This is a genomic window from Niastella sp. sgz303648 (assembly GCF_059587045.1).
Genome location: NZ_JCAPSW010000013.1, coordinates 63,344 through 76,138 on the forward strand (window position 1 = coordinate 63,344; position 12,795 = coordinate 76,138).

Annotated in this window: 5 protein-coding genes; all 5 read left to right on the forward strand. The window is 41.3% G+C overall.

Going from position 1 to position 12,795, the window contains the following annotated elements; translation table 11 throughout:
- Positions 1–103 precede the first annotated feature (103 nt).
- The 5 genes from AC59IL_RS29265 to xyl3A are packed head-to-tail and all read left to right on the forward strand — an operon-like array spanning position 104 to position 12,733.
- Positions 104–2,086 carry a beta-galactosidase gene (locus AC59IL_RS29265; protein WP_496555785.1) on the forward strand — a complete coding sequence of 661 codons (1,983 nt, stop codon included), beginning with the start codon at positions 104–106 and terminating at the stop codon, positions 2,084–2,086.
- A gap of 44 nt (positions 2,087–2,130) precedes the next feature.
- Positions 2,131–5,274 carry a glycoside hydrolase family 2 TIM barrel-domain containing protein gene (locus AC59IL_RS29270; protein WP_496555786.1) on the forward strand — a complete coding sequence of 1,048 codons (3,144 nt, stop codon included), beginning with the start codon at positions 2,131–2,133 and terminating at the stop codon, positions 5,272–5,274.
- A 27-nt stretch (positions 5,275–5,301) separates the two neighbouring features.
- The gene (gene galA / locus AC59IL_RS29275; RefSeq protein ID WP_496555787.1) at positions 5,302–7,746 is read left to right on the forward strand and encodes a beta-galactosidase GalA; all 2,445 of its coding nucleotides are present in this window, start codon (positions 5,302–5,304) and stop codon (positions 7,744–7,746) included.
- Between the two features lie 36 nt (positions 7,747–7,782).
- Positions 7,783–10,134 (forward strand): right-handed parallel beta-helix repeat-containing protein, encoded by a 2,352-nt coding sequence (locus AC59IL_RS29280; RefSeq protein WP_496555788.1) that lies wholly within the window; start codon positions 7,783–7,785, stop codon positions 10,132–10,134.
- Between the two features lie 7 nt (positions 10,135–10,141).
- Positions 10,142–12,733 carry a xylan 1,4-beta-xylosidase gene (xyl3A, locus tag AC59IL_RS29285; protein ID WP_496555789.1) on the forward strand — a complete coding sequence of 864 codons (2,592 nt, stop codon included), beginning with the start codon at positions 10,142–10,144 and terminating at the stop codon, positions 12,731–12,733.
- The last annotated feature ends 62 nt before the right edge of the window (positions 12,734–12,795 follow it).

The following is a 12,795-nucleotide window of genomic DNA, read 5'->3' on the forward strand; positions in this document are numbered from 1 at the left end:
GGATAAATGAGGAATATTATTTAATGTTTATTAAAAGATTCGGATCGTGTGTAAATTGAAATGCTTTCTCTTATTTGTATTTTCATTTTCTCTCATTCTTTCTTTGAAATCGCAGGAGCTTTTTGTTGGCGCCAACTATCATCCTCACGATGATAAAAATATTGAGAAAATAAAAAGGGATATACAGTTAATGAAAGAGGCCGGGTTCAAAGCTGTTCGTATGGGGCATCTTGCCTGGGACAGCTATGAACCATCGGAAGGAAAATTTGATTTTTCCTGGTTTGATAAAGTAATGGATTTGATGAATGATGCAGGTATAAAAGTGATCTTAGACATTGCCATTCGTCCTGCACCCGTTTGGTTGCATCACAAGTATCCTTCCATTGACATTGTAAATGCCAATGGAAACAGGGTCTATCCAAACCATCGCTACATGGAAGATGTCGGAGATCCCATGTATCAAAAATATGCGGTGCGATATGCCGATACACTTACAAAGCATTATGGAAAACATCCGGCATTAATGGCATTTGGAGTAGACAATGAATCCGGTGACGGACCTATGTCTTATTCAGAAACAGCCAAAAAAAGGTTCATTGCATGGCTAAAGAAAAAATATTCTACTCTTGATAATTTAAACAAAGCATGGGCAACGCAGCGTTGGTCAAGAAGAATTAATCAGTTTGAAGAAATCGGTTTTCCGGTATCCGGAACAATTAATGGTGCACCGGAGCGAATGCTCGATTTCAGGCGTTTTGTTTCCGATGAAATTAACCTGATTCTCTTTAAAGTCATTGATAAAGTAAAAACCAATGCTCCCAATGCTTTGCTTAACACCAATGCATGGTACTATAGCCCGCTAAAATATTTTGATTATTCCCAAATTGCCTATTCGGGCAAAATGACCCGTGAAGGTTGTGGATTTTATCCCGGAAATTCTTTGACTACCAATTGGGGTGTGATGGGTGCTTTGTTTGGAATGGCAAGAATTCAATTTGAAAGCACTAATCCTTTTTGGTGCAGTGAGTTTACAACCATGACTGCAGTTCCGAACTCAATCAGAAAGTCTGCTTATGCAACGCTCATGTACGGTAACCAAATGGTTTGTGGGTGGACCTGGCAAAGCATGCACAGCGGAGAAGAACAATACCTCGAAGGTATGCTTGATTGGGATGGAGTTCCCAATCGCAAATATGATGAATATAAAAAGATAGCTACTGAATTTAAGAAGATAGAAAAATATTTTCCCTATAAGGTTCAGGCAGAAGTTGGGTTAGCTTTTTCTTTTCCAGGCCAAATTGCAAGTACTTATTTTCCCGAGCAACATGATAACCAGCTTCAGGCCTGTTTTGATTTGTTTTATCATCGCAACATGGATGCCCGCGTGGTAGAGATCAGCAAAAGTTCATTGAACTATAAATTATTGTTTGTACCTGGTGTTGCCGTAATGGATGAAACAACGGCAAATAAAATCCGGGAATTCGTAAAGAACGGGGGCACGGTTGTAATGACAAGTAATTCAGCTGTCGTTGATGAAACAGGGAAAGTGTTTACCTCCACTCATCCGGGACGATTGAACGATGTGTTTGGGATTCGTGTCGGTAGCTTTGAAGAAACAGAATCGCTTAATGAAATTTCAAAAAAATCATTCAAAGGGAAAAAGATGGAGGTTAATTACAAAGGAAAAGAAATCAATACTGAATCCGCTCGATTTGATGTGATTGAATCTAAAGGTGCAGAAGTTCTTGCAAGTATAACGAGCTTAGATAAAGATTATCCAGTTATCACTTCGAATAAATATGGAAAGGGGAGGGCCATTTATGTAGGCTTACCAGCGAAGGGTGAAATGCTGAATCCTTTGCTTGATGATTTGATCGGTGAGCTTTCAATGAAAAAAGGTCCTGATGTTCCATCAGGTGTTATGGCAAGGCAAATTGATAAGAATCATTTTTTGTATTTGAATGTAACAGGTGAACCAAAAGAAATTCCGATGAAAGGGAAATCAAGAAGTATTCTCTTTGATAAAGAATATCCAGGTAATTTTACAATCGCTGCCTACGAACCCGAGTTTATTGAACTAAAATGAGTTCCGATTCTGCGATGAAATTATTGACCTGATAAATGCTTAAAATGAGAATATATTTATTTTTTTATGTGTTTATTGCTTCGTTATTAACATGCAGGATTTGTGCTCAGGATGTAAACCCCTGGGAAAATCCGGATGTTAATGGCATAAACAGGGAAAAGCCTCATGCGTATAATTTTTTGTCTGAAGAGAAAGCGAATAACCCAATGGTTCAGTCGCTTAACGGTATCTGGAAGTTTAAATGGTCACCCGATCCGCAATCACGCCCGGTAGATTTTTATAAGGAGAATTATTCAACAGAAAATTGGGATAACATACTGGTCCCGGGAAATTGGGAACTACAGGGATTTGGAACTCCGGTTTATACCAACTTTACTTATCCATTCAAGCGGAATCCTCCAAAAGTTACAAGCGAACCGGAAAAATACTTTACAAGCTTTCTTCAACGAAATCCGGTTGGCAGCTATTGCACAACCTTTTTCATTCCTGAAACCTGGAACCATAAACAAATATTCATAAATTTTGGCGGCGTACTCTCGGCGATGTATGTGTGGATAAACGGACAAAAGGTTGGGTACAGTGAAAATTCTATGTCACCTGCCGGGTTTGATATAACAAAATACGTCAGTAAGGGTGAAAATAAACTGGCAGTTGAAGTATATCGCTGGTGCGATGGCAGCTATTTGGAAGATCAGGATATCTGGCGATTAAGTGGAATTTTCAGGGATGTTGATTTAATTGCCCGTCCCAAAACCTTTATCAGCGATTTTTTCATAAAAGCTACGCCGGATAATGCGTTTGATAACGCTTACATTTCCATAGACCTCAATATTGATAACCGCTCAGCTCAAAATATTTTAGGATTGTACGTGGATGCAGAGGTATCGGGTTACTCCGCACAGGGCGACTGGGTTGATCTTTCTTTTATTAAAAAAGTGCCGGTGATGCAACAATCAAATCAGGCATCGATCCAATTAAGATCATTGATCAAACATCCCAGGCTTTGGTCTGCCGAAACGCCGGATTTATATCATCTTATTTTAAAACTCAAAAACAATAAGAATGAGGTTGTTGACAAAGCCGAATGTTATTTCGGTGTTCGCAAAATTGAAGTAAGGGGAGATGTATTTTATATCAATGGCAAAGCAGTTAAGCTTAAAGGAGTGAACCGCCACGAACAACACCCGCGCACCGGAAAGCATGTGAGCCGCAATACTATGATTCGTGATCTGGAGCTGATGAAGCAGGCAAATATCAATATGATTCGTACCTGCCATTATCCAGACGACCCATTGTTTTATGAGCTTTGTGACAAGTATGGCTTTTATGTAATGGACGAAGCAAACCAGGAGTCTCACGGTTTTGGTATTGGAAATAAGGAGATCGGCGATAATCCCGTATGGAAAAAGTCGCATGTAGAAAGGGCTGTTTCATTGGTGCAACGGGATAAAAACCACCCCTGTGTTATTTTCTGGTCGTTGGGGAATGAAGGCGGTCATGGACAAAACCTAATTGCCATGGCCGACACCATAAAGAAATTGGATACAAGCCGGGTGATTTACTCCGATACACAACGTGATGTAGCAGGTATTTACGATGAAGGTTATCTGCATCCCGCCGATCTGAAAAAGTTGGGAGAAATGATAAAAGATAAACCGGTATTTATGCGTGAATATCTGCATGTGATGGGTAACTCAGGTGGAAACCTTCAGGAATACTGGGATGTAATTTATGCCGATTCAAGTCTTACTGGTGCTGCCATCTGGGAATGGGTGGATCAGGGACTGGCGAAGAAAAAGGATGGCTCTCCTTTAAAACTCACTGAGCATCCTGATGATTACCATCTGAACGACGATGAATTTTGGGCTTATGGCGGCGATTTTGGCGATCAGCCAAACGATGGAAATTTTTGTATTAAAGGGTTGGTTTCTTCCGACAGAAAGCCATATCCTCACTACTTTGAAGTTCAGAAAATTTACCAACCGGTTACATTTCAACTGTTAAATGATAACAAAACAATCAACGTTACAAATCATTTTGATTTCCTTACGCTTCACAACCTCGATTTTGAATATGAGTATACAGCGAACGGAAAATCCCTGCAAAAAGGCAAGTTCAGTTGCGACGGCATCTTGCCGGGAACATCCTCAGGCATAATGCTCTCTTTGCCGCAAGTGTCAGATACAACTTCCTTTGAAATATGTTTGAATATTTATGCAAAACTCAAGACTGCGACGCTATGGGCTGAAGAGGGTTTTTGTATTGCAAAAGAGCAATTCGTTATCAAACCATATATGTGGCCAAAGGTGGCGCCTGTCGAAAAACAGGTAGCTGTAACAGAATCACCGTCGCAAATAGAACTAAAGACAGAAAGAATGTCCTTTACGCTGGACAGGAAAAATGGTTCATTAGTAAATTGGAAAGTGAATGGGCAGGAATTGTTGAAAGGGAAACTCGAACCTTATTTCTGGAAAACACCAAACGATAATCAAAAGTATAACGGTTATGTGAAAGAATTGGGCAAATGGAAAAATGCAGCAGAAAATGTGGTGGTTAAGAATATTGAAATGTTTAAACAAAACAATTTGGTTGCCGTTAAGTTCGATATGAATTTACCAGCCATTGGTGCAAATTATACACTGAATTACCAATTGAACAGTGAAGGGAAACTACAAGTTGAAGCGACTTATACACCTCTGAGCGATACCATTCCGCTGATCCCTAAATTTGGCATGAGGATTCGTATCCCGGAAAATTATAACAGCATTGACTGGTACGGTCGTGGTCCATACGAAAATTACCCCGACAGGAAAACGGCTTCTTTAATTGGATTATACAATTCTTCCTTAAATAATTTCATTACCTCTTATCCCGCACCGCAAGACAATGCTAACCGTTGTGATGTTCGATGGTTCAACATGCGTGCACAAAATAACAGTGTTATAAAAGTAACAGGTATGCAGCCACTTTGTTTTCATGCATGGCCCTATAGCGAAGATGATTTGGAAAACTTCCGTCACAATTACCAGCTTCCACAACGCGATTTTATTAACCTGAATATTGATTTGAATATACATGGAGTGGGTGGTGATGATACCTGGGGCGCAAAGACCATGGACAAATACACCAATCCTGGTAACAAGCCTTACCGGTACGGATTTATTCTTGAATATTCAGACGCAAATTGATGTATTATGTTTTGTAGAAAAAATGCAATGAAAAAAATATGCGTGTGTAGCACATTTGTGTTGTTACATTTTTTTGGAGTGAATGCCCGGGAATTAGATCAAATGCACCCATCAAAAAGAACGAAAGAGAACCTTGACTTTAACTGGCAGTTCCACAAAGGCAATATTGCTATGAAGCGCGTAATAAAGGCCGGCGGCCAGGGTGGACTAACAGATGCCAACGTTAAAGTAATAACTACCACAGACACAACAATTGATTATACCGATGTTAAAAGTGCAACGGTCTTTTATCCCAAAGACTGGCAACCGGTTAATGTACCTCACGATTGGGTGGTTGAGAATACTTTTATAAATGACAATTCACTCGGCAGCCAGCCGGCAGCCAACGGATATTTACCTGCGGGCATCGGTTTTTACAGAAAAGAATTTGAAATACCTGAAGCCGACAAAGGAAAAAAAATATCCATCGAATTTGACGGAATTTTCAGGAACAGCACCGTTTGGGTAAATGGTCATTTGCTCGGTAATCACCAAAGCGGTTACACACCGTGTAACTACGATTTGACTGATGTTTTACGTTATGGAAATGAAGGGAAAAATGTAATACTGGTGAAGGTAGATGCCAGCGAATACGAGGGCTGGTGGTATGAAGGTGGCGGCATTTACAGACATGTTTGGTTGATTAAAACCGATAGGCTGCACGTTGACAGGTTTGGCACTTATGTTACTACGCCGACCATTTCTTCACAGGAGGCTGTTGTTAACATAAAAACTACATTGAAGAATGAATACAGGGAGGCTAAAAACTTTATCCTTGTTTCAAAAATTGTAAACAACAGAGGTATTGTACAGGACTCGGTGACTTCAACTCAAAAAATTGAGCCGTTTAGTACAACTGAAATTGCACAAACAGGAACAATACAAAAGCCATTGCTATGGTTGCCCGAAACGCCAACCTTATACAAAGTGCAAACTGAGGTGATTGAGAATGGAACTATTACTGACAGGTATGAAACTGGTTTTGGAGTAAGAACTATTGAAATCAATCGCAATGGAGTTTTTCTCAATGGTAAATTGTATCCTGTAAAGGGAACGGCCAATCACCAGGATTTTGCCGGCATCGGTGTTGCGCTTCCCGATAAAATAAATGAATACAAATTAAGGCTCCTTAAAGAAATGGGCAGTAATGCTTACCGCAGTGCCCATCATCCACCTACACCGGAATTACTTGATATGTGCGATAGCATTGGGATGCTTGTACTGGATGAAAACCGTTTTTTATCAGGCAGTGAAGAAGGGTTAAAGGACTTAACGACTATGTTGTATCGCGACAGAAATCATCCTTCCATATTCATGTGGAATATGGAGAATGAAGAATGGATTCAGGGAACTGTAACCGGGGCAAGGATTCTTGAAACACTGGTTGCCACAACTCATAAAATTGATCCTGCACGTAAGGTAACGGCCGCTATGAACCATGCACGAAACGATGGCGGTTATGCCGATGTGCTTGATGTTGTTGGATATAATTATGGCGACAAAGGATTGGCCTATGTAAAAGACCACGAAAACTATCCCAATCGAATATTGTTTTCAACCGAATCAACAAGTTTCATTTCAACACGCGGAGAGTACGAGAACAATTGGGAAAAGGGCTATGTATCTAACTTACAGAAATGGGAACCCAACTGGGGGCCATTCCCGGGAGAAGATTGGGCCGACGTGGTAAAATATCCATTTCTTGGCGGCACATTCGTATGGAGCGGATTTGATTACAGGGGTGAACCAACACCTTATCAATGGCCCTGCGTTACATCGCATTTCGGCATTATGGATATCTGCGGTTTTCCTAAGGATGGGTATTATGCATATAAAGCTGCCTGGACCAATGAACCGGTAGTTCACCTGTTGCCGCATTGGAACTGGCCCGGGAAAGAGGGCAAATTTCAAAAGGTTCAGTGCTATACCAACTGCGAAGAAATTGAGTTATTCCTGAATGGAAAAAGTATGGGGAAGAAAAAAACAATTCCTTACACGAAGCTTGAATGGGAACTTGTTTATAAACCCGGCAAGCTGGAAGCCCGTGGGTATAATAAGGGAAGATTAGTTGCTAAAGATATTGTGGAAACAACTACAGCTCCGGCACAGATAGGATTGAATAGTGATTGCAATGTCCTCAAAGCCGATGGCTGCGATGTGGCTGTTATCAGGGTAGCTATAAAAGACGCTAAAGGCAGGGTAGTGCCCACAGCAGATAATCTTGTAAAGTTTTCACTTGAAGGTCCTGGAAAAATCATTGGTACAGGTAATGGCAATCCCGGCAGTCATGAACCGGATAAAGCAAGCCAGCGAATGGCTTTCAATGGATATTGCCTGGTACTGATACAATCTGAAAAACAGGCTGGCGAAATCAGGTTGAAGGCTTCTTCCGAAATAGTAAAAGATAATGAAATTATGCTGAAATCAGAATAACAGCCCTGTGGCATAATTCAAAACCTTTCGATTATTGTGAGTAGCATCAAAAAAATAATCATAACAATTGTGCTTTTGTGGCAGGCAACTTTGTTTGCGCAAACAAAGTTTTATGTTTCCCCAAAAGGTAATGATGCCAACAGGGGAACACCAATCAAACCATTTGCATCCATTGGCAGGGCGATGGCGGAAGTGCATAAAACATCCGGGCCGGTAGTGATATATCTTTTAGAAGGAACTTATCATTTAAGGCAGCCCGTGGTTTTCACACCCAAAGATTCACGCAGGGAAAACGAAACACTCACCATTACAAGTGATAGAAACCAAAAAGTGATTATTAGTGGAGGGGTTGCTTTAAATCTGAAATGGGAAAAATACAAAAACGGAATCTGGAAAGCTGCTATAACGCAGGACCTCATTTTTGATGAATTGTTTGTCAATGGGCAATTACAACGGATGGCACGCTATCCCAACTTCGACTCCACTACACGCTTTTTGGGAGGAACCGCTGCCGATGCCATTAGCAAAGAAAGAACTGCCCGGTGGAGATCGCCTGCGGGTGGTTATGTACATGCTTTGCATCGTTCTGAATGGGGCGATTTTCATTATCTCATTACTGGAAAAAATGATCAAAACGAACTGGCTCTTGAAGGCGGCTGGCAAAACAATCGCCGGATGGGAATGCATGAAAAATATCGTTTTGTTGAAAATATTTTTGAAGAACTCGACACCGTTAATGAATGGTTTTATGATAAAAAAACAAAAACGCTTTTTTATTATCCTCCGGATGATATTGATATTAAAACCGCAAAATTTGAAACGCCGCAGATCGCTCATTTATTTGAATTCAAAGGCGCTGAAAAAAATCCTGTAAGCAATATCCTCATCGAAGGATTGACACTTACTCAAACGCTGCGAACATTCATGCAGAATAAGGAACCCTTGCTGCGCAGCGATTGGACTATTTATCGCGGAGGAGCTGTGCTTTATGACGGAGCAGTTAATTGTACGCTTAAGAATTGTACACTCACCAATTTGGGAGGCAATGCAATATTCTTCAATAAATACAACCGCAGTTGCTCCGTATCGGGCTGTCTTATTTCAAATATAGGCGCCAGTGCTGTTTGTTTTGTTGGTGATCCCGATGCAGTGCGTTCTCCCAGCTTTGAGTATTATGAATTCGTGCCATTGGCTCAGATGGATCGAACTCCCGGTCCAAAAACAAATAATTACCCTGCAGCATGTAAGGTATATGATAACCTGATGTTTGATTTGGGCATGGTCGAAAAGCAATCGGCAGGCGTGGAGTTGTCCATGTGCCAAAGTATTATAGTGAGCCATAATACTATTTATGATGTGCCTCGTGCCGGGATCAATGTAAGTGAAGGCACATGGGGCGGTCATATCATCGAGTACAATGATGTTTTCAATACCGTGAAAGAAAGTGGCGATCACGGATCATTTAATTCATGGGGGCGTGACCGCTACTGGCACCCTGATAAAAGAATACTTGACTCCATCGTAGAAACTAACTACGATCTTACCATGCTTGATGTGGTAAAACCGATTATTCTGCGCAACAACCGTATGCGCTGCGATCATGGCTGGGATATTGACCTCGATGATGGTTCAGGCAATTATTTTATTTATAACAACCTTTGTTTGAATGGTGGAATAAAACTTCGTGAAGGTGTAAATCGTGTTGTTGAAAATAATATCATGATCAATAACACTTTTCATCCGCATGTGTGGTTTAAAAACAGTAATGATGTGTTTCGTCACAACATTGTTTCTGCCGGGTACCTGCCCGTTAATATAAATGTTTGGGGTAAAGAAACGGATTACAACGTGTTTCCCGATTCGGCTTCGCTTAATGCCGCACAGAGCAGAGGAACAGATAAGAAATCAGTTTGCGGAGATTTGTTTTTTGTGGATCCGCAGCATGGAGATTTTCGGTTGAAAGATGGTTCTATAGCCTTTTCGGTTGGTTTCAAAAATTTTGCTATGGACAGTTTCGGTGTTGTATCATCCGGTTTAAAGGCTTTGGCCAAAAAAATACCGGTACCTTTAATTATTACGCTGAATAAAACGGGCGACAATGAAATCATTGACTTTATGGGCGCCAAAGTAAAAAAATTGACTATGCAGGGCGAACGTTCAGCGACGGGGATGGATAGCGAAAGGGGAATATTGGTTGTTGAAGTAAACGTCGGAACGGAAGCATCGAAGTTTTTGCAGACCAATGATGTGATTTTGTCATTTAATAATAAACCCGTCGATGATCTGCATGATTTGTTAGCGGCGCGCATGTCGGTTATCGGCACCAATACCGAGGTGGTTATTTTCCGTAATCAGAAAGAGATTAAACTTCGCATTAATGTAAATTAAGTTCAATATGAAATTGGTTTTAGTATTCAGTTTGTTCCTGTCGACCTGTTGCTTTGCACAAAACCTTCCTTACCAAAACCCGGAGCTGACGTCTGAAGAAAGAGCAAAGGATTTGCTCAGCCGGTTAACATTACAGGAAAAAGCATCTTTGATGTTGGATGAATCTCCTGCCATACCACGCCTCGGAATTAAAAAATTCAATTGGTGGAGCGAGGCATTACATGGCCTTGCGAATAACAATAAAGTCACTGTTTTTCCCGAACCCATTGGTATGGCTGCATCGTTTGATGACAGCCTGGTTTATCACGTTTTCGATGCAGTTTCAGATGAAGTGCGTGCAAAGTATAATGAAGCAAGACAAACCAGACAGGAGAATAAACGTTTTTTAAGTCTGTCTGTCTGGACGCCGAATATCAATATTTTCCGGGATCCCCGTTGGGGGCGCGGCCAGGAAACATATGGCGAAGATCCTTATCTGACTTCACGCATGGGCGTATCGGTTGTAAAAGGTTTACAGGGGCCCAACGATTCGAAGTACAGAAAACTATGGGCCTGTGCAAAGCATTTTGCCGTTCATTCAGGACCTGAATGGAGCCGTCATACAATCAATCTCAATAATGTTGATCCGCGTGATTTGTGGGAAACTTATCTGCCTGCATTCAAAGCGCTCGTTACAAAGGCCGAGGTTCGGGAAGTGATGTGTGCCTATCAGCGTTTGGACGATGAACCCTGCTGTGGCAATAACCGGCTGCTTCAAAATATTCTTCGCAATGACTGGGGCTTTAAATACCTCGTTGTTTCTGATTGCGGAGCCGTGTCTGATTTCTGGGAAAATCATAAAGTTTCGTCCGATGCTACGCATGCCGCAGGCAAAGCTGTTTTGGCAGGAACGGATGTGGAGTGCGGATTTAATTATGCATTTAAAAGTTTACCCGATGCCGTTGCCAAAGGATTGGTTAATGAAGACGAAATCAACAGGCATGTGATGCGTCTTTTGACCGGGCGTTTTGATTTGGGTGAAATGGATGATGATGCATTGGTTCCCTGGTCAAAAGTTCCGCTTACTGTTGTCAACTCCGATGAACATAAAAAATTGGCGCTGGCTATGGCACAGGAGTCGATGACCCTTTTACAAAACAAAAACAATACGCTGCCTTTAGCAAGATCAGTTAAAAAAATAGCAGTGATTGGTCCCAATGCCAATGATGCGCAAATGCTTTGGGGAAATTACAATGGCACTCCATTCAAAACGATTACTATTCTTGAAGGAATACAATCAAAATTGCCTGCAGGAAAAGTTTTTTACGATAAAGGCTGCGATATTATAGAAGATATGATCACAGAAAGCCTTATTTCAATTTGTTCGGTAGATGGTAAGGCTGGCCTGAAGGCAACTTACTGGAACAATAGGAATTTCGAAGGCAATCCTGTTGCTACAGTTCAGGTTGATCATGCTGTTAATGCAACAACAGCAGGACAACATGAGTTTGGTCCTGGTGTGCATTTGAAAGATTTCTCTGCGAAATACGAAACCGTTTACAAAGCTGGTGAGTCAACTCAATTGGTGGTTAAACTGGAGGCAGCAGGAGCGTGCGAGCTTTTCATAAACGGACAATTAATTCACCAGTTCAACGCATGGCATCCTTCGCCGGCCAAAGTTCCATTGCAGGTAGAAGCAGGGAAAGAATACCGGATTGAAGTAAAATATAAACAGCTATATGACTTTACCGACGCAAACATTAAAATAGATTTCGGTAAAGAAAAGCCCGTCAATTACGATGCGCTTATAGAAAAATTAAAAGGAATAGATGTAGTTGTTTTTGCGGGCGGAATTTCTCCGCAACTCGAAGGAGAAGAAATGTCTGTGTTACTTGCTGGTTTCAAAGGCGGTGATCGTACCGATATTGAACTGCCGGCCTCACAACGCAAATGTATTGAGCAATTGAAAAAAGCAGGTAAGAAGATAATCTTTGTTAACTGTTCGGGCTCCGCTATCGCACTGGTCCCTGAAACAACAAACTGCGATGCTATTCTGCAGGCCTGGTATGGGGGCGAATCGGGTGGCCAGGCTGTGGCCGATGTTATCTTTGGTGACTATAATCCGTGTGGCAAACTGCCTGTTACTTTTTATAAGAATAGTAAACAGTTGCCCGATTTCGAAGACTATTCCATGAAACACCGTACCTACCGGTTCATGTCTGATCCGCTTTTTCCCTTTGGTTACGGATTGAGTTATACGACTTTCAAAATTGGTGATGCCCAGGTGCACAAGGCAACAATTAAACAGGGTGAGCCAATTGAACTTTCCATTCCTGTATACAATACCGGTAATCGTGAGGGAACGGAGACCGTTCAGGTGTATGTACGTAAAATTAATGATGTTGATGGGCCGCTTAAAACATTGAGGAGCTTTCAGCGTGTAAAAATTGCAGGCGGCAAAAACCGCCAGGTAATGATCAGCCTTCCTGCTGTAGCCTTTGAATTTTTCGACAGGGCTACAGGCAAAATGGGAGTGAGCCCCGGCGATTATGAAATCTGGTATGGAAACAGTTCCGATGTAAATGATTTGAAAATGATTAGGGTCACTATTAGTGAATAGCAATAGTGTTCATTTTCAGTGCATTGTAAAAAGGGCCGTTTTTGTTTACTTACAAATTTTAT

Excerpts from the sequence above, each read along its gene's own strand:
- AC59IL_RS29270 (WP_496555786.1), top strand. The coding sequence starts at position 2,131 with ATGAGAATATATTTATTTTTTTATGTGTTTATTGCTTCGTTATTAACA.
- galA (WP_496555787.1), top strand. The coding sequence starts at position 5,302 with ATGAAAAAAATATGCGTGTGTAGCACATTTGTGTTGTTACATTTTTTT.
- xyl3A (WP_496555789.1), top strand. The coding sequence starts at position 10,142 with ATGAAATTGGTTTTAGTATTCAGTTTGTTCCTGTCGACCTGTTGCTTT.